This window comes from Flammeovirga aprica JL-4 (assembly GCF_012844305.1).
Classification (GTDB): Bacteria; Bacteroidota; Bacteroidia; order Cytophagales; family Flammeovirgaceae; genus Flammeovirga; species Flammeovirga aprica.
In genome coordinates this window covers 105,971-129,119 of record NZ_JABANE010000005.1, presented here as the reverse complement: position 1 = coordinate 129,119, position 23,149 = coordinate 105,971, and the positions used below count along the sequence as shown (strand labels likewise).

18 protein-coding genes are annotated in these 23,149 nt (G+C 35.7%); 7 read left to right on the top strand and 11 right to left on the bottom strand.

Annotation, left to right across the window (positions count from 1 at the left end; genetic code table 11):
* Positions 1 to 137 precede the first annotated feature (137 nt).
* Positions 138 to 365 (bottom strand): hypothetical protein, encoded by a 228-nt coding sequence (locus tag HHU12_RS02960; RefSeq protein ID WP_169654853.1) that lies wholly within the window; start codon positions 363 to 365, stop codon positions 138 to 140.
* A gap of 60 nt (positions 366 to 425) precedes the next feature.
* Here HHU12_RS02960 and HHU12_RS02955 point away from each other — a divergent pair, with 60 nt between their 5' ends.
* From HHU12_RS02955 to HHU12_RS02945, 3 genes are all read left to right on the top strand, one after another.
* Entirely contained in the window at positions 426 to 1,961 is a 1,536-nt protein-coding gene (locus HHU12_RS02955) for an FGGY-family carbohydrate kinase (protein ID WP_169654852.1), read from the top strand.
* Positions 1,962 to 2,022: 61 nt separating this feature from the next.
* The gene (gene gldA / locus HHU12_RS02950; protein ID WP_169654850.1) at positions 2,023 to 2,934 is read left to right on the top strand and encodes a gliding motility-associated ABC transporter ATP-binding subunit GldA; all 912 of its coding nucleotides are present in this window, start codon (positions 2,023 to 2,025) and stop codon (positions 2,932 to 2,934) included.
* Between the two features lie 334 nt (positions 2,935 to 3,268).
* Entirely contained in the window at positions 3,269 to 4,567 is a 1,299-nt protein-coding gene (locus HHU12_RS02945) for a pyridoxal phosphate-dependent aminotransferase (RefSeq protein ID WP_169654848.1), read from the top strand.
* 79 nt (positions 4,568 to 4,646) lie between these two features.
* Here HHU12_RS02945 and HHU12_RS02940 read toward each other — a convergent pair whose 3' ends face one another.
* Together HHU12_RS02940 and HHU12_RS02935 are read right to left on the bottom strand one after the other, a co-directional pair.
* Positions 4,647 to 6,038: a DUF5723 family protein gene (locus HHU12_RS02940; RefSeq protein WP_169654847.1), complete on the bottom strand. Its 1,392-nt coding sequence runs from the start codon at positions 6,036 to 6,038 to the stop codon at positions 4,647 to 4,649.
* A 28-nt stretch (positions 6,039 to 6,066) separates the two neighbouring features.
* Positions 6,067 to 7,770 (bottom strand): hypothetical protein, encoded by a 1,704-nt coding sequence (locus HHU12_RS02935; protein WP_169654845.1) that lies wholly within the window; start codon positions 7,768 to 7,770, stop codon positions 6,067 to 6,069.
* A gap of 237 nt (positions 7,771 to 8,007) precedes the next feature.
* Between HHU12_RS02935 and HHU12_RS02930 the strand changes: the two genes are divergently transcribed.
* The gene (locus HHU12_RS02930; protein WP_169654843.1) at positions 8,008 to 11,430 is read left to right on the top strand and encodes an AAA domain-containing protein; all 3,423 of its coding nucleotides are present in this window, start codon (positions 8,008 to 8,010) and stop codon (positions 11,428 to 11,430) included.
* A gap of 24 nt (positions 11,431 to 11,454) precedes the next feature.
* Complete coding sequence (locus HHU12_RS02925) at positions 11,455 to 11,970, top strand: hypothetical protein (RefSeq protein WP_169654840.1); 516 nt, start codon at positions 11,455 to 11,457, stop codon at positions 11,968 to 11,970.
* A gap of 29 nt (positions 11,971 to 11,999) precedes the next feature.
* On the opposite strand, the gene HHU12_RS02920 is transcribed toward HHU12_RS02925, so the two are convergent.
* Positions 12,000 to 12,437 (bottom strand): RrF2 family transcriptional regulator, encoded by a 438-nt coding sequence (locus HHU12_RS02920; RefSeq protein ID WP_169654838.1) that lies wholly within the window; start codon positions 12,435 to 12,437, stop codon positions 12,000 to 12,002.
* Between the two features lie 220 nt (positions 12,438 to 12,657).
* Here HHU12_RS02920 and HHU12_RS02915 point away from each other — a divergent pair, with 220 nt between their 5' ends.
* Positions 12,658 to 14,187, top strand: a complete 1,530-nt coding sequence (locus HHU12_RS02915) for a PepSY domain-containing protein (RefSeq protein WP_169654836.1) — start codon at positions 12,658 to 12,660, stop codon at positions 14,185 to 14,187.
* A 65-nt stretch (positions 14,188 to 14,252) separates the two neighbouring features.
* On the opposite strand, the gene HHU12_RS02910 is transcribed toward HHU12_RS02915, so the two are convergent.
* Complete coding sequence (locus HHU12_RS02910) at positions 14,253 to 14,870, bottom strand: DUF4251 domain-containing protein (RefSeq protein ID WP_169654834.1); 618 nt, start codon at positions 14,868 to 14,870, stop codon at positions 14,253 to 14,255.
* Between the two features lie 270 nt (positions 14,871 to 15,140).
* Positions 15,141 to 15,392 (bottom strand): hypothetical protein, encoded by a 252-nt coding sequence (locus tag HHU12_RS02905; protein WP_044205002.1) that lies wholly within the window; start codon positions 15,390 to 15,392, stop codon positions 15,141 to 15,143.
* A gap of 447 nt (positions 15,393 to 15,839) precedes the next feature.
* Between HHU12_RS02905 and HHU12_RS02900 the strand changes: the two genes are divergently transcribed.
* Positions 15,840 to 17,582: an alkaline phosphatase D family protein gene (locus tag HHU12_RS02900; RefSeq protein WP_169654832.1), complete on the top strand. Its 1,743-nt coding sequence runs from the start codon at positions 15,840 to 15,842 to the stop codon at positions 17,580 to 17,582.
* 64 nt (positions 17,583 to 17,646) lie between these two features.
* Here HHU12_RS02900 and rhuM read toward each other — a convergent pair whose 3' ends face one another.
* From rhuM to HHU12_RS02875, 5 genes are all read right to left on the bottom strand, one after another.
* Positions 17,647 to 18,645 (bottom strand): virulence protein RhuM/Fic/DOC family protein, encoded by a 999-nt coding sequence (gene rhuM / locus HHU12_RS02895; RefSeq protein WP_169654830.1) that lies wholly within the window; start codon positions 18,643 to 18,645, stop codon positions 17,647 to 17,649.
* Positions 18,646 to 18,819: 174 nt separating this feature from the next.
* On the bottom strand, positions 18,820 to 19,305 hold the full coding sequence (locus HHU12_RS02890; protein ID WP_169654828.1) for a hypothetical protein: 486 nt from the start codon (positions 19,303 to 19,305) through the stop codon (positions 18,820 to 18,822).
* Between the two features lie 139 nt (positions 19,306 to 19,444).
* On the bottom strand, positions 19,445 to 20,713 hold the full coding sequence (locus HHU12_RS02885) for a bifunctional folylpolyglutamate synthase/dihydrofolate synthase (protein ID WP_169654826.1): 1,269 nt from the start codon (positions 20,711 to 20,713) through the stop codon (positions 19,445 to 19,447).
* Positions 20,714 to 20,902: 189 nt separating this feature from the next.
* The gene (locus HHU12_RS02880; protein ID WP_169654824.1) at positions 20,903 to 22,153 is read right to left on the bottom strand and encodes an NPP1 family protein; all 1,251 of its coding nucleotides are present in this window, start codon (positions 22,151 to 22,153) and stop codon (positions 20,903 to 20,905) included.
* The gene (locus HHU12_RS02875; protein ID WP_169654822.1) at positions 22,143 to 23,072 is read right to left on the bottom strand and encodes a metallophosphoesterase family protein; all 930 of its coding nucleotides are present in this window, start codon (positions 23,070 to 23,072) and stop codon (positions 22,143 to 22,145) included. Before HHU12_RS02875 ends, HHU12_RS02880 begins: the two co-directional genes overlap by 11 nt.
* Positions 23,073 to 23,149 lie beyond the last annotated feature (77 nt).

Here is a 23,149-nt window from a genome sequence, read left to right as displayed (position 1 = left end):
GTTTTTAAAAATTTATAGTCGTCACCTCCGCATTGTGCATTAGTAACGACTATAAAATTTAGTAATATTTTTTTGAAATTGCTCTATGATAAAGCAATAAATGTCAGTCTATTGGAATAGAAACAGGGTCGATTGAATTAATATTTTGCAGGTATAATTTCTATAATCTCATCGATATTAGAAAAGAGTAATTCATGTTTTCCATCTAAACCATCTTTCATTTGAAGTGCCGTATCATTTGCTCCCTTAATGATACCATGATAGCTTTGACCATTTTTCATAATCACATCCAGCTCTTTTCCTACAAATGATTCTTTGTTTGAAGTAATCATCTGACCATAATATCTTTTTGTTCCTTTTCTCATTTTATAGTATCATTACTTTTTTCCGAAATATAAGCATCAATTCAAAACAAAACTAACATCATGATATTATCCATCGACGCAGGCACACAATCTATAAGGGCTTCTTTGATTGATGAGAAAGGGAATATTTTCGCTCTAAAAAAAACACCTATCATTCCTTATCACTCACCACAACCGGGTTGGGCAGAACAGGACCCTGATTATTATTGGGAAAACACATGCACTACAGTAAAAATACTTTTATCCGAAAATAATATAAAAGTAGATGGAGTTGTGATTACCACTCAGAGAGGGACTGTGATTAATGTTGATGAAGATGGAAAGCCATTAAGACCTGCTATCATTTGGTTAGATCAGAGAAAAGCACAATTGGAAAACTTCCCCTCTCCTTTTTTAAAGTTTGCAATGAAAGGCCTGGGTATTTATGATATCGTTGAACATGTTATTTTGGAAGCTGAATCGAATTGGATACGGCAAAATCAGCCTGATCTATGGAAAAACACTTACAAATATCTTTTCCTGTCTGGATACTTTCATTATAAACTCACAGGTCTTTACAAAGAATCTACAGGCAATATGGTGGGATTTGTTCCCTTTGATCATAAAACGCACCAATGGGCAAAACCAACAGATCAGAAGCATCGGCTTTTTTCGATTGAAATGGAGAAACTGCCTGAGCTAGTGAATCCATCTGAATTAATTGGCAAAATCACCAAAGATGCCTCATTACAAACAGGTATCCCTGAAGGTACTCCACTATTTGCAGGAGCCTCAGATAAAGCCTGTGAAATGCTAGGTGCAGGAATTGACACTCCGAATATTGGCTGTTTAAGTTTTGGGACTACCGCTACAATCTCTACCAATATCCCTTCTTACAAAGAAGTCATTCCTTTTTTCCCTTCTTATAGCAGTGCTATTAAAAACACCAACAACACTGAAATCATGATTTACAGAGGCTTTTGGATGGTCAGCTGGTTTAAAAAGGAATTCGGGCATCAGGAGGTATTACAAGCAGAGGAAATGAATATTGCACCAGAGTCGTTATTTGAGGAAATGATCAAAGAGATTCCGGCAGGATCTATGGGTTTAACATTGCAACCTTTTTGGTCGCCAAGCATTAAAAATCCGGGAAGGGAAGCCAAAGGCAGTATTATTGGTTTTGGTGATGTACATACCAAAGCTCATATTTACAAAGCTATTTTAGAGGGGATTTCTTATGCCTTAAAGAAAGGAGCACAACAGACAGAAAGGAAAACTGGATACAAAATTACAGAATTAAGAGTTTCTGGCGGAGGCTCTCAAAGTGATGTAGCGATGCAACTAACAGCCAATATTTTCAACCTTCCCACTCACCGGCCACATACTTTTGAAACTTCATCACTAGGCGCCGCTATGCTAGGGTATATTGGGTTAGGCAGATACAGTTTGAAATCTGCTATTCAAGAAATGACGCGATTTGAAAAGACATTTTATCCTCAGGAGAAAGAAGTAGAAATCTATCAAAAACTTTACAAAGAGGTTTACCTCAAAATATACCCTCAATTACAGCCATTGTATAAAAAAATTCAAAGTATCACAGGTTATCCTAAGAAGTAATTGAAAAATTAAACTATCGATTATTTTTGAATAGGAACACACACTTTTTTAACTTCGCCCTATGAGTATTAAAGTAAAAAACTTAACAAAAATATACGGAGAACAAAAGGCCGTCAATAACATCTCTTTCGAAGCAAAACCAGGAGAAATATTGGGCTTTTTAGGACCCAACGGTGCAGGAAAATCAACCACAATGAAAATTGCCACTTGTTATATTCCTCCTACGGAAGGGACAATCAATGTATGTGGTTATGATGTGGTAGATTCACCGATTGATGTTAGAAAAAAAGTAGGTTACTTACCAGAGCATAATCCATTGTATTTGGATATGTATGTAAGGGAGTATCTTGATTTTTGTGCCTCTATTTACAAGTTGAAAGGACAGCAGAAAAAAAGTAAAATAGAGGAGATGATTGAGCTGACGGGACTAACACAAGAAAGAAAAAAGAAAATCGGAGCACTTTCTAAGGGGTATCGTCAAAGAGTTGGTTTAGCTCAAGCGTTAATCCACGACCCTGAGGTGTTGATTTTAGATGAACCCACCACTGGCCTTGACCCAATCCAACTGGAAGATATAAGAGCACTGATCAAAAAAGTCAGTCAAAATAAAACGGTGATGCTGTCTACTCATATTATGCAGGAGGTCCAAATTTTGTGTGATAAAGTGGTTATCATTCGAAAAGGTGACATTGTGGCCAATGACCGCGTTGAAAATTTAAGGCATTTGGGCTCAAAGACAATTCTTAATGTAACTTTTGAAAACCCAACAGATGCTCAATTCCTTGAAAGTGTGGAAGGGGTTGAAAAAATTGAAAATGTAGATCAGCAAAACGTTTTGATTTACTATCCTAATGAAATGGATTTAAGAGGTGATATTTTTAGAAAAACGGCAGAAAACCAGCAAGCAATTATAGAAATGAATACACAAATTCAATCTATGGAAGAAATATTCACCAAGCTTGCTCAAAAATAAAATCAGGGCAACCTTTTAAGCCTTATTAAACCGAAGCTTGTTCATTTAGCATGAATAAGCTTCGGTTTTTTTCTATTCGACAAGGACATATACTTATAATGTTACAAGATATTTAACTTATTCATAAAATTTTATCAAAATCTAGTTAAGAATATTGATATTCTCATAATGAACAAGCAATTTTGAACTTAACACTCTAAATGTTATCCACACTTGTATGCTGTGGGTACATTTAGAATAGGCTTAAATTTTTAACGGAAGTATTTATTTATTAAATACTTCAATAATGCTTGAGCGATTACTTTGGCGGGTAGTTGCTTAAAAAATTCGGAAGATGAGACAAAAACTTTTAAGAGAAGGAGCAAATGAACTTAGTTATGAGATCCGTGGAATTGTAAAAAAAGCGGATAATTTAAGACAACTAGGTCAGAAAATCTATTGGGAAAACATCGGCGACCCAATTCAGAAAAATGCCGAAATGCCAGTATGGATGAAAGAAATCATCAGCAACTTACTGGATGAGAATGACACTTTCGGGTATTGTCATTCTAAAGGAGTCTTAGAAACAAGAGAGTTTCTTGCTGAGCGAACTAACGCACTTCAAGGAGCGCAGATTGATGCGAACGACATCCTGTTTTTTAATGGTCTTGGTGATGCGATTTCAAAGTTGTATCAGTTCTTGTTGCCTACATCAAGAATTATCGGACCTTCACCCGCTTACTCTACTCACTCTTCCGCCGAAGCCGCCCACGCCAACACTACTCCATTGACTTACAAATTAGATCCAGAAAACCACTGGTACCCTGATATGGAGGATTTATATTTACAAGTAAAATACAACCCCAACATTGTAGGTATTTTGATCATCAACCCCGACAACCCAACGGGAATGGTCTATCCAATGGAGATACTCAAACGCTTTGTAGAAATTGCCAAAGAATTCAATCTGATTCTTATTTCAGATGAAATCTACACGAATGTTACTTATAATGGTGCAGAAGCATTCCAATTGGCTGAATATATTGGCGATGTTCCTGGTATCGCTTTAAAAGGTATTTCAAAGGAATTCCCTTGGCCTGGCTCTCGCTGTGGCTGGATGGAATATTACAATAAAGACAAAGACCAGCAGTTTGACCGTCTTTGCCAAACCTTGGATAATGCTAAAATGATTGAGGTATGTTCAACAAAATTACCTCAAATGGCGGTTCCAAGAATTATGAAAGATCCTAGATACCAACCGTACAGGGATGAGGCTAACAATGCTATTGGAAGAAGAGCTGAGATTATTGCCGAACTGTTAGGCGATCTACCACAATTGACTTTCAATAAGACGTATGGTGCTTTTTATAATACAATTATCTTCAAAGATGGTGTATTGAAAGAAGGACAGTCTTTAAAAATTGACAATCCACAGATCAAAGAAATGCTTGATGAATGGACTGCAGAGGAAATGCCTCATGATAAACGCTTTGTGTACAACTTGCTTGCTGCAAAAGGGGTTTGTGTTGTTCCTATTTCATCTTTCTGCTCAGATCTTCAAGGATTCAGAGTAACATTGCTTGAAGAAAATGAGGAGTTGTTGCAGGAGACCTTCACGCACATCAGAGAAGCAGTGATTGAATATTGTCAGTAATATTATTTCCAAGAATATAAAAAGAAAAGGCCAAGTAATTCAAAACTACTTGGCCTTTGTATTTTTTGAGAGATGAAAATTAATTTTTCAATCTTCTTTTTAAGCTATTAGGCACTCTATCTTTTTCCTCCACTTTACCGAAAGGCAAGTTCAAACCAAATCTAACATTAGCTGTTTTTGCTTTGTCCCAGTTTAAACCTGCAGTTAAGATGTTGTCAGAAACAACGTACAATTGGAAACCAGGGAAACCAAATGAAACTAACGCTCCAAGGTTAGCCAAGCTTGTTTTATCAGCTGTATAGCTAAGACCTAAACCAAAGAATTTACCAAACTGCTTATCTACAGATAAAGTAAGTGATGGATAATAATTTCCTTTATAGAACATTTGAGAGAACAATACACCACCTGTAGTGTGCTTCCAAATTTCATAAGTAGAAGCTAAGTTCACAATAACAGGTAATGTTGAAGTGCTTTCTACTGACAAAGTATCCGTATTATCAAACTGAATTGAATCAGAAATAGAAGGGAATGCATCTGATACATTGCCATTCAATAATTCTAGCATGTCAGCACCACTGTATGAAATTTCCTCAAGAGGTGCTACATAGTTACTTCCATTGTCTTTCCACTTGATTAAACCTAAGTTTCTTACTGAAGCTTCAAAAGTCAATTTATCAGAATATTGATACACTGCACCTAAGTCAATTGCAAAACCTGTATTTGAAAGAGAACTGAAAGATTTAGTCAATTCATCATTTTCCAAATCAACATCAAAATTACCCTCTTCATCAACAATTTCTCCTAAACCTCTTGATCTCAACTCCACGTTTCCTCCAAGTCTAAAATCCAAGCTTGCGTTATCTTCTTGAAGAACATTACCGTTGATTTTAGCATTTAACTGATGCGTACCGAATAAGAATTTCAACGTTGTACCTACAGTCAATTTATCATTGATTCTGTAGTTACCGCCCATGCTGATATCATAAAAACCATAAACATCAGCGACAGAAGCTAAGTTCTGCTGTACACCAAGTGAGTTAGCAGGTCCTTTTAGAAGTGTTTGGAAAAGTGCTTTTGAATAGGTCAAATGCTCCAATACTTGGTAATTGACACTTAAATTGAATCCCCACTTATATTTCTGATAATAAACACCAAAAATTTCCGAAGAAACAGAAGACAGTTGAGTACTTTCTGGATCAAGCTTATTTAAGAAAGCATCTACATCAAGCGTAGTCACTCCATTTTCAGTTGTACTTATATCATTGTAGTTAAACTGATTGTATACATGAGCCGAAATATTTGATACTGGAAAAGCAAGCGTAAATTTAGCTTCAGATTGCTTTGCCGGATTGTATTTCAAGGATTGTGGCACACTGTTCATAAAGTACAGTGTATTTACTTGCTGTGCACTTACCTGAGAAGCACATGTTAATGCAAATAGACTAAAGAATATATATTTTAAATTTTTCATTGAATCTAGCTTTAAAGAAAGTGGAGGATTATTCAGTTTCAAGGTCAATAGTACCTTCCAGTAAAATACCCATTTCAAATCTCATTTTTTGATCAGCTGTGATTTGAACCGGTTCAGGTGTAGTTGTAGATGGGTCAGCATCAGCCGCCAACTCAAAACTAATATCTACATATCCTGCATTTAAAATTGCTCTTACTTGATCTTCTGTCAAATCCGTCTCCAAGTAATTTTCTGAAGGCCCTGTTACAATACCATCTGTTGATGTAGACGCCGCTTTAATTAATTTATTACTGCTGTTTCCTCCATCAATATAAATTTCTGATGTAGCTGCTCCATTTTCTGAAGTTTTTGTTGTCAATTTCAATGAACCTTCAATTGGCAAACCATTCGTCACTTTAGATCTTAATACGGCAGATGTAATCGCTTGAATTTCGCTGTTGAAATCAAAATCAGTTGTTGAACCACTTTCGTAAGCCATGTTTGTGAAACCTAAGTATAATGGGATTTTAGCCATAAAATAAGCTTTCACTTCTGCTCCTTTTGAGAAAAGCACTTCCTCTCCAGCCGCTAAGTTATATCTTGCCTGACCTGCATAAGCAATTTTCACAGGTCTGATGTTTAATAGGTCAGCAGTTTCACAAGCGAAAACATTTGTTACTTTTTGCTCATCAAACGATGTAGCTGGTAATACTGTAATTACTTGAGAACAAGATGAAGCTCCTGCAATCGCATCTGCTGAATCAACATTAAATTCTAATGGTGATCTTTCACCACTGCTATTCTCTCCATAAATACCACCATTTTGACCTAAATCAATTGTAATTCCTGCACCTGTTGGGTTATTGAAAGTAAATTCAACTGTCGGTGATTTGAAATTAATCTGAGCTTCTTCAGGGAAAATATCTGATAAATAATCTGTATCAATTTCTTCTCTCGGCACATCAATTTCTGCTGTCAATGCACTTCCGAAACGTAATCTAATTCTATCCGCAGAGTTTGTAGGCGTTAACTGTACTCCCGTAATTCTACCTGTTGGAGAATCATTTTGATCTTTTAATGAAATTGTAAGAACGGGTATTGAATTATTAAGATCTAGAGCAACATTCTCTAAATCCAACACTATTCTATTGATGCCTGTATTCTGCACAAGCATACTTTCATTAATAGTGGTTCCATTTTCACTTTCAACTCCAGTCAATGTCAATGACATAATATCACCTGCATTAGCTCTGAATTCAACTTCCAAACCTCCTCTATCAAATCTTAAATAAGAAACGACGATATCATCTTTAAGACCATTGGATAAGGAAATACATGCATATTGACCAGAGCAATTTGATTGGTCAGTGACAAAACCAAAGCTGTAATCCTGAACAACAGGAAGTTCAACTCCGTTTAATGGATCTGAAAAAGTAACGCTATAAAAATCATCTTCATCTACACTACCAAAAGCCTGCGCTAAATCGTCAGATGAAGCGATATCAAATGAATCTTCAAATGTGAAAAATAAATCGCCTGTTACAGGGTCTGTTTGCAAGTCTTTTAAATCTTCTTCTGAAAGAAGATCTCTAAAACCAATTTCGCTATCACCATTGATTAATGGAATACCAATTTTATATCCTTCTAAAGGGGGAATTTCGAGTTCGTTTAGTTCAGGTCCACAAGAAGTAAAGAACATAGGTACTGAAAGAGCCAGTAAACCTGCTCGACTAAAGAGTTTTTGTATATGCATTTTCAAAAAGTTAATAGCAAAAAATACAATTGATAGGTTATAAATCAATTAACATGTTACAAGAATCAAATTTAACACATTTTTCAATTCGTTAAAACAAATAAATTAAATGTTTTGTGCAACATGGTAAAAAACTAAATTAATTCTATATTTAGTGCATTAGTGTATAACAATTAGTGATCCATTATTTTGTTCTTCAAATGATGATGGTGATTTTTTACTTCATTAAAATACAGCATGCTAACAGCAAAAGATTATTATAATTATTTATTCAACACCATCAATAATGAGGAATTCACTCCTCCTCAAAAACACCACAGAATCAAGGATTTACTAGAATGGCTTTGTAAAGAACAGACCAAAAGTGAGAAGATTTTACTCTCTAGTTTGTTTGCTAGAATCGCATATATAGGACAGAAATTAAAACTCCCACAGCATCTTGTTTGGCGACTGCAAAAGGTGAGGATCAATGATAGGTTATCCAAAAGGTCGGCAAAAGTTATCAGTTTTCACGACATTAATTTTGCCTGTAGGAGTGTTGCCGAAACTGTTAAAATTATATATAACGAAGAGATAATTGAAGCTCTCGATCAGGCATTACCTCCACTTCCTTCCATGGAAGAATCCAAAAAACAGAAAGAAAATTTCATTGATACGCTGAGGGTAGAAGTCATCAAAATTGATGAGGAAAATAAGCTCCTTCACTGTATTGAGGATGACGATGCAGAAAACGAAACACCTATCAAAGTGAGGTATGATGTGGTCAATGTCAATGATATTTATACCACCACAATTGCCAAAATATGGGAGGGTATGCAATTGCATCTACTCAATGTTAAACTGAGCAGTGATGATCATTTTATCCCTCAGCATTTTGTGATTGAACCTGATTTTTTAGTCGATGTTACATCAGTCGCAGAGTCTTTTAACAGGACGGGTAGTATTCCGTTGAGTATGCTTCTGAAGAAGTTCACACCTTCTGCGTCTAGTGTTCCAATACTGTTAGGTAGTGTTGCTAACTTTTTCCTTGATGAAGCAATTCATGCCGAAGATCCTAATACACTGCAATTTAGAGATGTTTTTACCAAAACATTCAAAGCCAATCCATTGGATTACATTACTTTACCAGAATTAGAAACAAAAGCTGGTTTTAATGAATTTATGGAGAACGCCCAATTCCAGTTTCAAAATATCATTAAAACTATAAACGATAACTTCAAACAGCAACAAATAGATAAGGATGGATGCTGTATAGAACCCTCTTTTTACTCTCCTAAATATGGCATTCAAGGACGTTTAGACCTTTTACATATCAATAATGATAAGGGTGAGTATAGAATTGTGGAATTGAAATCAGGGAAACCACCTCAAGCGGGGTTGGGAAGTTCTGGTTTATGGAGTAACCATGCTGTACAAACGCTTATGTATCAGATGTTGCTGAAAGATGCTTATCAATGCGATCAGCAAAGTATTTATCCCATGATTTTCTACTCAAAGGCAATACATGAACCTTTGAGATATGACACCTATACTTCTAAGATGGAACAGATGATCATTTATACAAGAAATGAAATGGTATTGAATGAGTTATTGCTTTCTAAATCAGAAACGTTGCAAGATGTAGGTAATGTGTTGAGACAAGTCAACGAGATTGCTTTTGCTGGAGCGGCTCCATTTGTAAAAAAGGACGTCAATAATTTTATACAGAATATCAGAAGCTTAACGCAATTGGAAAGGGCTTACCTGTTTTCATTTATCAGTTTTATAGCCAAAGAGCATCAGTTGGCAAAGGTAGGTGATACTATTTTCAATCAAGGTGTAGCTTCTCTATGGTTGGATGATTTTGATACTAAAAAAGACAGTTTTAAAATCTTATTTGATTTAGAGCTTACAGAAAACTTTGCCAATGACCCCACTCCCATTTTAGTATTTAAAAGAACAAATCCTGAAAATGCTTTTGTCAATTTCAGAGTAGGTGATATTGTGACGCTTTATCCAAGGAACTCTTCTGAAGACATGCCAACTCAAGGGCAAATCAATAAGGGAACTATAACGACAATCAGTAAGGATGAAATCATTGTTCAACTGAGACATCAACAAAGAAATGATGAAATTTTTGATGCTGATACCAACTGGGCTTTAGAAGGTGATTTTATGGAGGCCTCTTTTAATGCCATGTACAGAGGGCTTTATCAATTTATCACATGGACCAATAAAAAGAAAAAAGACATTCTTCTTGGGTTGAACCCTCCTACTTATCCTTCCAAAATGTTTACACATGAGGAAGTTTTGGAATTAGCTCAAGATAAAAACCTCAATAAAGTTGAGTTAAATACCCTTTCCAAGGCACTCTCAACAGAAGATTACTGCTTAGTAGTTGGCCCTCCAGGTACAGGTAAAACATCGAGGATGCTGAAAAACCTTGCCCACATTTTATACAATACTGACAAGGAGAGAAACATTTTATTTATAGCTTATACCAATAGAGCTGTGGATGAAATCTGTGAGGCTTTAGAGGAAGCGATCACCACTCCGTTGTCAGATGGAAGAAAGTTTTTGAGGATCGGATCAGAACATTCTTGTGCACCTCAGTACAGAAATAACCTTTTGAATAAATTAGCTGAAAGTGCTAGCAATAGAGCTTCTTTGAGAAAAGGAATTGAACAGCATAGAGTTTTTGTGACGACCCTTGCCTCAATTTCCGGTAGAGTTTCTCTGTTCAAAATCAAGAAATTTGATATGGCTATTATTGATGAAGCTTCTCAAATTCTTGAACCTCAATTAGTCGATTTATTGACGAAAGTAAATCGTTTTGTCTTAATTGGAGATCAAAAACAGCTACCTGCCATCACACAGCAAGATAAGACGGTTTCTGAAATCAGTTTTAAAGGACTGACTGAAATTAACCTTACGAATCGAAGAAACGCTTACTTTGAGAGGATTTTTGCTTTATGCCAGAAAAACAACTGGGACTGGGCTTTTGATCAGCTCAAAAATCAAGGCAGAATGCATGAGGACCTTGGATATTTTGCCAATGAATTTTTCTATCAAGGAAATTTGATGACTGTGCCCCTTCCTTGGCAAAGTGAAACCATCAGCTGGAATAGTAAAGAAGATGATAATGCACTTGCAAAGCTACTGAAAGAAAAGCGTTTGTTGTTCTTTCCTACACATAATACAGACACCTCTACTTCCGATAAAATCAATATGGAGGAAGCTAGAAAAATAGCACAAATTGCAGTCCTGACTAGAAAAAGGTATTTAGAAGAGAAAGGTGATTTTGATATTGATAAAACTTTGGGGATCATTGCCCCTTATAGAAATCAGATTGCGGCCATTCGTCAGGCGTTAGAAGAAATAGGTTTTGAAGAAGCAAATAAAATCAGTATTGACACTGTAGAAAGATACCAAGGAAGTCAAAGAGAGGTAATTTTAATTTCTTTTTGTGCTAATACTCCTTTTCAGCTTCAAAACATGCTCTCACTGACGGAAGACGGAATTGTAGACAGAAAGCTTAATGTGGCGATTACGAGAGCCAAACAGCAAATGATTTTTCTGGGAAATCCTGCGATTCTTATCCGTTCCTCAATTCATGAACAGCTGATGAATTGGATTAAAGAAAAAAAGGGTTGGATAGCGGATGACTCTTCATTATTTTAGTAATGTTAGTAGCATATAAATTCAATGAAAGATTTTGATGAATACTGTGAATGTGCAAGAGACAACTTTTGCAACTTTGTACAAAACAGTGATAAATATACGCCTGAAGAAAGTTCTTACCTTGTAGAAAATAGTTTAGGCAAAGGAGTCTCCAAAATATTCAGAGTAGGTTATATTTTGATTGTGTGGAGTTTTGTAGCGGTATGGATTGATAATATTCTAATTCCTGGTGCGGCGGGTTATACTTTTATCCAAAGAGAAATCAGCTGGGCCACTGCTATTCCTATTATCTTCCTAGTGACCAATGCAACCTTAAAAGCCATTTTTATCAAATGGAGATTGAAAAATCAAATCTCTATTGGCGGGGCCTATCTAGCAAGCGTTCCTTATATTGGTTTTGCTTTTTTATTGAAGTCACAATTCAAAACGGATAAGTTGCTTTACATAGCAGCTAAAGATTATTTTTTATATCAGAGAGTGGTGATCAAAAATAGTGTAAAATCATTTTTCGGGTTCAATAAGCAGACAGGAGTATCTTAAATTCCTGTCTGCCTACACAGTCCTTTTGATTATCTTTTAAGTGCTAAAAACGACAATCCTCCCTCCACATCATCACTTAAATCTTTTAAAGTTGTGGTTTCCAACATCTTATTGATAGAAGCACGAATAGATTTGAATTTTGCATGCATAGGACATGGTTTCTCATCTGAACACTCTAAAAAGCCTAAGCCACAACCCGTCATCAACTGATCACCATCAATGGCCTCTACTACATCATAAATTGAAGTATTCTGCTGTTCTTCATCCAGAAAAAAACCTCCTTTAGGTCCTTTTATAGACTGAATCACACCTTGTCTTGATAATTGCTGTAAAATTTTAGCGGTGAAAGGTTCTGGCGTTGAAGTCACCTCCGCAATTTCTTTCACGCCTATTTTTTTCCCTTCATTACTTCTTTGGGTAATTAGAATGAGGGCCCTGATACCGTAAGTGCATGCTTTTGAAAACATTAATTTTTTTGTGCGAGTTTAATTAATTGAAATTCTTATATGTACAAATATAAACTTTTTAAGACTCATTTTTACAAATTGCATAAAAGATATTTTTGTCTTTTATTATTTTTTAGTAGGTTTGTATCAAGGAAGAACAAAGGGAATTAGGAAGGTTTTGTTCTTTGGCTTCTATCAGAATTATCCTTTTTTCAGCACTATGCTGATTAACAAACGAACAATGATTTTTAAGAAAATCTACAAAAAAGCAGTCAGCTGGCATAAGTACATCGGACTGTTTTTATCCATCATTCTAGTCTGGATGAGTGTATCCGGTATTCTATTAAACCATCCAGATCTCATTGCTACTTTTTCAATTCCTAAGGCCTATTTCCCAGACGAATACATTCCTGAAAACTGGAACAGAGGCGGTATACAAGATATTGTTTATGTGGGACAGGATACAATCATTATCGGTGGAAAACAGGGAGTCTGGAAAAGTAATGACAGCGGAAAATCTTTCCAATCTTTAATGCATAATGGATTTCCTGAAGCGATCTATTATCAGAAGGTAAACGACTTGTATTATGATACGCTGCAAAGTGAAATCTACGTGGCTACTTTTGGTGGTATTTACAAATTAGATCTCAGTAATAATCAGTGGACAGCCATTACCACCCCCAATCAATATCCAGAAAAATTTGTCAAAGTGATCAATGTCAAGGGACAACTTTATGCCGTTTCACAGTCGCATATTTATTCCATTCAGGCAAATCAGTTAGAGGTCTACCCTATTTTCAAGAAAGAGCATAACGAAGTCGACATGATTCAGTTTACGTTTGCTTTGCACAGCGGTTGGCTATGGGGAACACCTGGAAGACTATTTTATGATTTCCTATCGCTCATACTGATTTTCTTATCTCTCACCTCACTTTACATCACCTTCTTTAAAAAGAAAAAAGCTACCCATTCCATTTCTAAAAAAATCAAGCAATTCATCATTACCTATCATACAAAAATTGGCGTTTGGACCTTTCTTTTCTTATTGATTATTGGAGGAACGGGTATGTTTATGCGTCCTCCTTTGATTGTAGCTTTATACAATGGCAAAGTACCAAGTTCTATTATTCCAGATCGTTTTCTAGAAAATGAATGGTATCATACGATAAGAAATGCTTTATATGATCCACAAACTGATCGTATTATTCTAGATACTACAGAAGGTATTTTTGCAGGTAAGAGTGATGGAGAATCAGCATTTGAAAAACAGGACTGGAAGGTAAATATCTTCGTTATGGGAGCTACGGTTTTTGAACCTTTAGGAGATAAACACTTTTTAGTGGGGTCTTTTTATGGTTTATATGATTATAAAGAAGGTGAAAATTTCAGTACTGATGCACTCACTCATGAAAAAGTGCCTTTCTATCAAAGAATTCAAAAACCAGGTGATTTTATGACCGTTGCCGCTTTTACATCTCCAAAAGGTGAGAAATATATATCTGCTTATTCTCAAGGTTTATTGGCCATAACTCCTCCTCAAGAAGACACCTTTTATCACTTTCCAAAGGTGATTCAAGAGGAATACAAATTACCGTTATGGAACTATATGTTTGAATTGCATAACGGTCGATTATTCCAGTTCATTTTCGATAAGTACAGCATACTGCTGATTCCGGTTCTTGGGTTACTTTTCAATATTTTACTCGTGACGGGCCTGTATGAATATCTCTACAGAAAGCGTAAGAAAATAAAGAAATGGATCAAGGCATAAAAAAGCCCATGAAGGAAGACTTTAAAATCTCCTTCATGGGTTTTCCTTTTTCTAAACGAAAAGAATTAATACCTGATCATACCTTCATAAGTAGTACTCATATTATTCGGCACTAACATACCTCGCATTTTCAATTGACTGGCACTGAACACCCCATCAATTCTTACATTACAGTAGTTTCCTGTACCATCAAGATCATACACCACTCTTGCTACGAGCATAGAACCCATGATATTAAAAGAAACTGTAGTTCTGCTGTTCTTATCATCTTTCTTCACTTTCCAGTCAGAAATTCTACCATCTACAGTAATACCTCCAACGCCGTTCCATCCCACCAAATTGGCCGAACCGATCTGTAAAACACCTACATCTTTTTGTACTTTGATAAAGTTGATATTCGACTGAACATTCACTGTTCTGCCTCTTCTATCATAAAGCTGATTGGCTTCTAAAACAAATTGTTGACTATCTATTGCTGCTAAAGCTTGTTCATGCTGTAACTTTTCATACGCTTCAGCTTGTGCTTTTTTTTCTTCTTTTGCTTTTTTCTTCTGTTCCTTTTTTAAAGCTTTTTGTTCTTTTTTTGATAATGTGGATGTATCTTCTTGAGCAAAAGAGGTAAAGGAGAAGCCTAAAATCAAACTTAACGCAATGATGTAATTTTTGAAAACCGTCGTATTCATAATAATAAATAATTTTAATTGATAATTTTCTTTGTATTACTGATTGTTTAATATTATACGGTTATGATTGAAAAAGTTTTAGTTCAACATCTTAAAAAGTGTAAAATAGGCCATTAGAGACTATTATTAAACATTTTTTTGATCTATGTTAATAAAATATCAGAAGATTGATACTAAATACCTTTAAGATGAAAATAGAAACCTTCAGACATAAAAAAACACTTTACCGAAATAAAGTGTTACTTGTTATTTAAAAGAGTAGTACGAATACTATCCGATTAATGTTGCTAATGTCTCAACTGCTTTTGCTTTGTTCTTCGCTGCTTGAGATCCCTCTTCAACTTCTAACTCAGACAAGAAAGTAGAAACTTTGCCAGCAATATCCTTAATGTTCTCTTCAGGAAGATTCATTCCCTGTAACATACCGAATGCCGCTTGCATCATTTGTACAATTTGATTCTCATCTTCAGTAGTGTTTATCGCATTTGCAAACTGCATTGCGATCATATTTTCATCCATCATTGTAATTTTTATCTAGGATTAAATAATAACATGTTAGTGCAAAAGTAGAAAAATTTGTGTGATTTTCAATTCCAATAATATAGCTGTTCTACTACTTTTTCTTCTGCTCTCCAAAAGACATGATACTCATACTGTTAGTAAACTATTTTGAGAAAACAGGTTTATTAACCTTCTAATAACATTAAATAAAATGAATAATCATTCAATAATAATCAATTCACTTTGAGGTCATTTACTCTTTATAATTTTGCCTAAAACTTAAAGCATGTATGGAATATATATTTCAAAAGTAAAAATTTTCCATTTTAGGTTGTGAGGAAATTAATTTCAGAGAAAATAGTGATTCTGTAGTTGATGAAATTAATAAACTCATGTTCTGAAAGGGTGGATTTTTACTAAAATAGATGTTTCATACATGCTCTCAAACACTCAACTTCCCATCAATTAATGAAAAAGAATGTGATGAATGCGGTTTCTCGCCGTAAATTTATTCGGAACTCAATTATCGTAGCAAGTGGTACTACTCTTCTTCCACTTTCAGCTTGTACAAATGATGATCTATTGGAAGAAATTGATCCCAATATCACACCTGAAGGAGAATTTGGTTTCTTTGAAGGCGTAGCTAGCTTTGACCCCACTCAATCACAAGTCATTTTATGGACAAGGTACACCCCTGCCACAAATGAGCAAACCAATGAAATAAAACTTGAAGTGGCAACAGACAAAGACTTTAACTCTATTATAGCCAATGAAAATGTAACAATTGATACGGCTTCAGATTATACTGTTAATGTTGATGTCGGTGGATTACAATCTAACAAGACTTACTATTACCGCTTTTCAAGTACATTCACAGGAAAAGTATCTCCAATTGGCATGACCAAAACGCTTCCCGCAACTGGTGAAGTAAGCGATGTAAAAATGGCAGTAGTATCATGTGCCAATTACCAAGCGGGCTTATTTAATGTGTATGGAGCTGTGGCACTGTCAGAGGCAGATGTTGTAGTTCATCTTGGTGACTACATTTATGAGTATGGAGCCGACGGTTATGGAGTCAACGAGCAAACTGCTTCTTTAGATCGTTTCCACAAACCTGATGGGGAAATACTTTCAATTGAAGATTATAGAACCCGTTATCGTCAATACAGACAGGACACTCAACTGCAACAACTTCATCAATCAAAACCCTTTATCTGCGTTTGGGATGATCATGAAATTACAAATGATGCGTATAAAGATGGTGCGGAAAACCACAATGAAGGGGAAGGTGACTATGAAACTAGAAAAGCTTATGCTCTTCAAGTGTGGCATGAATACCTGCCGGCAAGAGTAAGTGACAATGCAAAAATTTACCGCAGTTTTGATTTTGGTGGAATTGTAGACCTTCACATGTTGGACACGCGTATTATTGGCCGTGAAAAGCAATTGGATTACAGTGATTATTTTACCGCAACTGGACTGGATAGTGTAAAGTTTTTGGCAGACTGGGGTAACTTAAACAGGACACTTCTTGGCACAGAACAAAGAGGTTGGTTAGCTGGTCAATTGGCATCAGGTACTGCAAAATGGCAAGTATTAGGAAGTCAGGTATTAATGGGTACTTACACAATTCCCATAGAACTACTTCAGATTGTAGCCGCTATTGCTGCTTCTGGTTCAGCATCTATGGAGTTATTACTGCAATATCAAAAAAGTGTCACTGAGCTTTTAACTATCAAAGAAAGAATTGCCTTGGGAGATCCTACAGTTACGGCAGAGGAAACTGCACGATTGAAAACCGTACTTCCTTATAACCTTGATGCTTGGGACGGCTACCCTGCGGAAAGGGAAATCATTTATGGTGCGGCTGAAGGAAAAAATTTAATTTCACTTGCAGGAGATACACACAATGCCTGGAACAGTAATTTAATCAATGCTTCAGGAAATACAGTAGGAGAAGAGTTCGCCACCGCTTCAGTTTCTTCTCCTGGGTTTGAAGGCATCTTTGGTAGTGATCCTTCCGTAATTGTTCCTTTTGAACAGGCAAATGTTGCACTTATAGAAGGTTTAAAATATGCAGATGCTTCAAGAAGAGGCTTTGTATTCGCTACATTCTCCAATGCATCAGCAAATGCGGAGTGGCACTTCGTTAATGGTGTTTTCTCTGAAGACACCACTACAACAGTAGCACATTCTTCAACATTCAGCTAAAGAAACACTCTAACTTTGAATATACTTATACCCTAAAAGTCATTGATTTGATTTTTGGGGTATTCTACTTTATCAAATTGATAATTAGTTTAATGATTAATTCTCTTTGTTCTGGTAAACTCTGAGCTACAGCCAATGCTAATACAACAAGCGTGTTGTCTGTAATTTTCTTTTGGCCATCCATTTTAAGATGAAATTGATTTTGTTCTAAAAACCATACAAACAGAAATGATCCAATGCGTTTATTGCCATCACTAAAAGCATGGCCTTTGATGACTGAATAAAGCAACTGTGCTGCTTGCTCTTCTATACTTGGATAAGCCAGTTGACCAAAAACGGTCTGTGAGATACTTCCTAATAAACCTTGGAATGAATCATCTTTCTCATTTCCAAACAGTTCACCTGCTTCTCCTTTCCCCATTAAATCTTCTTTCAACGCCTTGATTGCTCTTTTTACTTCTTCATAGTTGATGACATAAATAATGTCTTCATTCAGACCTGAAGTAGTAAGCTCCTCATTGTCATATTTACTTAGCAATTCAAAGGACCTAGCATAATTTGTAATAATTCCCAGAAAGCCTGTTTTGATCTCATTTTTACTTTCCAATAGTTTCTTATTCAGCAGTACTATTTCTTCCTGTAACCTTTCTACTTGGTCACTTTTTTGGGTAAGTAATTGCTCATTTAGGGAGTATCCATTCAATAAATATTCTTTTAGCTTCTGTAATGCCCATTGACGAAACTCTATACCTACTTTTGATTTCACTCTAAAACCAACCGAAATAACCATATCTAGGTTGTATGAAGATACCTTTCTTGAAACCTGACGATTACCTTCCTGTTGAACTTGGCGGAATTCCCGCCATGTTGCTTCTTTCTCTAATTCACCTTCCTCATAGATATTTCGGATATGTTCTCCAATAGTTCTTCTTGCCTTACCAAAAAGATCGATCATTTGCTGATCAGAAACCCATACTGTATCCTCTTCATGGTCTAGCACAACTTTAAATTCAGTCACTCCAGATTGAGAAGAGAAAATAATTATTTCAGGTGATCTTTTCATGTTTCGTTTATTTGTCAATAGTTTACAATTCTAAAATCTGAATAAAAGTAATACGATCGGTATTATGTATCAAAAAAATAACTCTATCAAGAGAAATAATGAAAAAGGCCTTCCAAATTAATGAAAGACCTTTCTTATCTCTTCTACAATTTTGATGTTAATCAAATTATTTTTTTAAAGTCCACAATACTTCAAAGGTATTGCTGCTCCAAATTGCATATTCTCTTGATCATTAGTGTAAACATACACTCCATCTTTGAGCCTCATCTTTCCTCCTACCCTAAAGTAAGCTGAATCTTCTTCCAACTTGATATACCTTTCTTCTTGTTGCATTAAACCTTCTGAAGTTTGGTAAGTGTAGATGGCTTTGATCAAATTCTCTTCAATTTTTCCTTTCAATGTTCCTGTTATGTACTTGCTTTTTGAAGGCATCCATTCAAAAGTTCCTTTTACGTTCTTCCCGTTGATATCTAACTGAAGAAACATGGAATCCATAAAAGAAATCATTTGTCCGTTCTCATTTCTAACAGGGTCACTCTTGATAATTTTTTCATAACACAATGAGTGTTTGTTCATTGAATTTGCCGTTCTACCGCATGAATAAAAACTAATTGATACAGTTACGGCAATAATAAAGTAGAAAAATTTTCTACATTTCATAAACTAGAAAGTTCGTTAAACATAAAGAAATCAACCCTTTATGGAATTGATTTCTTGCATATCAAGAGCAAATGTATTAGATAAAATTCTAATTACGCCACTCTATTAAGTTAAAAGATGTTTATTACTTTAAGCAACTTTAAAGGTTTTCGATCTCTGCCACCACAAATGTACTACCCCCAATAAAGATCAAATCTTCTTCTGAAGCCTTCTCTTTTGCCGCTTGAATAGCCTCATTTACATCACTAATTACTTCTCCTTTTAAACCAATTTTTTCCGCTTCTTCACCTAAAACTGATGCATCCAATCCTCTTGGCACATTAGGCTTACAATAGAAATAATAGGCCTCTACAGGCAGTTTACTCAACATATTAGGTAAGTCTTTTTCTTGGACCACACCCAAAACCATCCAAAGCTTGTTGAACTTTAATGTTGAAATCTGATCCAATACAAATCGCCATCCATCTTCATTATGACCAACGTCTGTGATCATCAGAGGAGCTGTTTGCAAAGTTTGCCAGCGTCCTTCCAAACCACTTAATGCACTCAAGTTTTTAAACCCTTCTTTGATGGCTTCTTTAGAAATAAAGAAATCTCCTTTTTGGTTTAAAGCATCAATTATGGATAACACGCCCAATGCATTATGTTTCTGATAATTTCCTTTGGCTTCTAACACTACATCTTCTAAGAAAATCTGATTTGATTTCATAATGTTAGATGCATTCCATTGATATACTTCCTCTGCAAAAGTAATCGGTGCTTTTTCTTGAGAAGACTTTTCTAAGAATACTGGTGTCGTTTCCTCTTGCTTTTGGCTGACCACTACTGGAGTATCGGCTTTTATAATTCCAGCTTTTTCACCAGCAATCAATTCCAAAGTATTACCCAGCATATCCATATGATCCATACCGATATTTGTAATCAAACTTACTTCTGGACTGATCACATTTGTAGAATCTAATCTTCCTCCCAAACCTACTTCAATAATGGCGATATCTACTTTTTCATTTCTAAAATGATCAAAGGCCATCGCTACAGTCAATTCAAAAAACGAAGGCTGAATCTCCTCGATATGCATTTTAATACCACCTACAAACTCCACAACTTTATCTTCAGCAATAGGCTGACCATTAATTTTCACCCTTTCTGTAAAGCTCTTCAGGTGTGGAGATGTATATAAACCTACTTTATACCCTGCCGATTGTAATACAGCTGAAAGGATATGTGAAGAACTTCCTTTACCGTTTGTTCCTGCAACATGAACGGACTTGAATGCATTTTCAGGATGATCAAGCGCCTCGCATAAAGCAATGGTATTGGATAAATCTTTCTTAAAAGCAGACTTCCCTTCTCTCTGGAACATTGGAAGCTGTGCGTATAAAAAATCTAAAGTTTCCTGGTAGGTCATATTCTTATTTCAATTTTTGAAAAGCGAATGTAGGTAATTTTTAGATTTTAATCACTCTAGATGACACAAAGGTTAACATCTCGTTTTCTTATTTCTTGTGCTTTACATTCTAATTTGATAGTCCTTCCAAACAGCAAGTAAAAAAACACCAAGAGCCACCAAAAATCCATGGCCCTTGGCTTTCTCTATTTAATTGAAACCGTAATCAATGCCTCCCAAATTCGTAGAAGTATATTCACTACGAGCACAACCACTTGTTGTACAACCTAAGACTGTAGATCCTTTACAAGGGTCAAGATCACAGTAATTTCTATCTCTATACAACGGTCCTTGAGCCGGGCTGCCCCATTTACCATCAAAAGCCATCCAATTTTCACCATCACAGCGAAGTTCCTTAATGGGGCTTTTCCATGTTTCCCAAAGTGGTCCAGGGTTTCTGTAGTCGGCCCAATAACAGCATCCGCCACTTCCTCCGGAATTATGATAAGCACCATGACCAATTTTGCCGATATAAACAGTTGCTCTATTTTGAGTCAGCTTATGAGTATACCAACCAGCATGCTGATAATAAGTCACCGTTGTGGCTGTCCATGTATCTTTGTTGACTTGCACCACAATTCTTTCCCAATCATAATCATGACCTCCAGCATTGAAAAAGCAATTGTCTTGTCGAATGTAAGTCCACCAATAAGTGATAAACAATCTGCGGTCATCTTCTGGACAGTTGGTGATTTGAAAGTAAGTTTCAGCTTCAGCAATACTTCCTGATTTGTCAATTCCTGAACTGAGAGATAATTGCTGTCCACAATCTTTATTTTTTGAGATATCAAAAATTTTCTGACCAGTGGACGGAAAGGTTTTGGCTGCTTTATCAAAATAAAGTCTGGGTGCAAACATCTCCGCTACTTGCAAACTTGTAGAAGGATTGAGTACTTCATTATACGTGTCTGTGCAAGTGCCACATGCCGTATTAATGGCTCTATGATTACTTGAAGCTTTATTAATCCAAGACGTTATTTCTGCTTGCCCTGACCAATTCTTATTAGGGTTTTGGATTGAATAGGTGACATTATAAGTATCTTCATTTTTAGTAATCAATAAATAACCTGCCATGAATGATTCTAAATCTCCTGTGGAATTACTCAAAATTACATTCCCCATTTCCGCCACTTTAAGTTGACGACCCAACATACTTTCTGACCAATTGTGTACTCTGAACGAAAGAACATCTCCTTTTCCTTTTACCTCTCCTTCTTCGGAAACAGCAACCTGATCACTGTAAAAGTAGAAGTCTGCAATTGCTTTCCCTTCATCAACAATTACTTTGTTTTGATGGAGATGAGCCGTCTGCATTTGATGAATTTCGCTGTTGTTGTTGCAACCATAAAAAAGCAACATACATAGGAATAACATCCATAAAAAATAGTTTCTAGTTTTCATTTTTAATTAAATTGAAGTGTAAAGATTTACTTATTGCTCTACGAAATCCTTCTATCTCCAATACGCCATTTTTATACAGCTTCACAATCGCATAACTGTTATTCTCTTTCCCTGAATAATCTACCATCGCCTTAAGGACATAGTAATGAATACCATTTATTTTTTGATATTGTTCTCGATGATAATGCCCTTGAAAAACAGCCATCACTTTACCTGATTTTTCCAATATATTTCTGATTTGGTCCGCATCGGTAACATGATATTTTTTTCCTTTTTCCCCCACATCATAAAGCGTATGATGTAAAAAAACGAAAGTGGGAAAAGTGGTTTTATTAAGATCTTCCTTTAACCATTGAAGCTCTTCAGGTGGTAACTGTGTGTCTTCCCAATGAAAATTGTTGTTGCCATGATCTGTTCCATCTTTGAGATAATTGGCATCCAAAACAACGAAGTGACAACCATTTTGATCAAAAGAGTAATAACTTTTATCCTTTGGGATTCCTGTATTTTCAATATGATCAAGGAATTGTTTTTTGCTTATACTGTCCAAATCGTGATTGCCGATAGCGTGGAATCTCGGACCCGAAAATGCAGCATAAACACTTTCAATGTCTTTCAAATATTGAAGCGTTTCAGATTCAATAGCAGGTTTGGATTCGTCTTTCAAATCACCCAAATGAATCATAAAATCTACCTTTCGTTGATTCATTAAGTCAACACACTCTTTCATTTTTGCTTTTGACTCTTGAAAAAAACGTATTCCTCTTGAAGGGCAGTCAGCGTAATGAGAGTCCGTCATCATCCCGAATTGCAACAATGGTTTTTCGGAAATAATATTGCTAAAACTAAGAAAAGGAACAGCAGATAATGTAGTTGCTGAAAGTCTTAAAAAAGTGCGCCTGTTGATAGCGTATTTCATAGTAAGAAAAGGAAGTATTACTCAATGCCATCGTCAATAGCTGTTTTTTTTTATCTCTTAATGACATCAAGAATACC

Excerpts from the sequence above, each read along its gene's own strand:
- HHU12_RS02960 (WP_169654853.1), bottom strand. The coding sequence starts at position 365 with ATGAGAAAAGGAACAAAAAGATATTATGGTCAGATGATTACTTCAAAC.
- HHU12_RS02955 (WP_169654852.1), top strand. The coding sequence starts at position 426 with ATGATATTATCCATCGACGCAGGCACACAATCTATAAGGGCTTCTTTG.
- gldA (WP_169654850.1), top strand. The coding sequence starts at position 2,023 with ATGAGTATTAAAGTAAAAAACTTAACAAAAATATACGGAGAACAAAAG.
- HHU12_RS02945 (WP_169654848.1), top strand. The coding sequence starts at position 3,269 with ATGAGACAAAAACTTTTAAGAGAAGGAGCAAATGAACTTAGTTATGAG.
- HHU12_RS02940 (WP_169654847.1), bottom strand. The coding sequence starts at position 6,038 with ATGAAAAATTTAAAATATATATTCTTTAGTCTATTTGCATTAACATGT.
- HHU12_RS02935 (WP_169654845.1), bottom strand. The coding sequence starts at position 7,770 with ATGCATATACAAAAACTCTTTAGTCGAGCAGGTTTACTGGCTCTTTCA.
- HHU12_RS02930 (WP_169654843.1), top strand. The coding sequence starts at position 8,008 with ATGCTAACAGCAAAAGATTATTATAATTATTTATTCAACACCATCAAT.
- HHU12_RS02925 (WP_169654840.1), top strand. The coding sequence starts at position 11,455 with ATGAAAGATTTTGATGAATACTGTGAATGTGCAAGAGACAACTTTTGC.
- HHU12_RS02920 (WP_169654838.1), bottom strand. The coding sequence starts at position 12,437 with ATGTTTTCAAAAGCATGCACTTACGGTATCAGGGCCCTCATTCTAATT.
- HHU12_RS02915 (WP_169654836.1), top strand. The coding sequence starts at position 12,658 with ATGATTTTTAAGAAAATCTACAAAAAAGCAGTCAGCTGGCATAAGTAC.
- HHU12_RS02910 (WP_169654834.1), bottom strand. The coding sequence starts at position 14,870 with ATGAATACGACGGTTTTCAAAAATTACATCATTGCGTTAAGTTTGATT.
- HHU12_RS02905 (WP_044205002.1), bottom strand. The coding sequence starts at position 15,392 with ATGATGGATGAAAATATGATCGCAATGCAGTTTGCAAATGCGATAAAC.
- HHU12_RS02900 (WP_169654832.1), top strand. The coding sequence starts at position 15,840 with ATGAAAAAGAATGTGATGAATGCGGTTTCTCGCCGTAAATTTATTCGG.
- rhuM (WP_169654830.1), bottom strand. The coding sequence starts at position 18,645 with ATGAAAAGATCACCTGAAATAATTATTTTCTCTTCTCAATCTGGAGTG.
- HHU12_RS02890 (WP_169654828.1), bottom strand. The coding sequence starts at position 19,305 with ATGAAATGTAGAAAATTTTTCTACTTTATTATTGCCGTAACTGTATCA.
- HHU12_RS02885 (WP_169654826.1), bottom strand. The coding sequence starts at position 20,713 with ATGACCTACCAGGAAACTTTAGATTTTTTATACGCACAGCTTCCAATG.
- HHU12_RS02880 (WP_169654824.1), bottom strand. The coding sequence starts at position 22,153 with ATGAAAACTAGAAACTATTTTTTATGGATGTTATTCCTATGTATGTTG.
- HHU12_RS02875 (WP_169654822.1), bottom strand. The coding sequence starts at position 23,072 with ATGAAATACGCTATCAACAGGCGCACTTTTTTAAGACTTTCAGCAACT.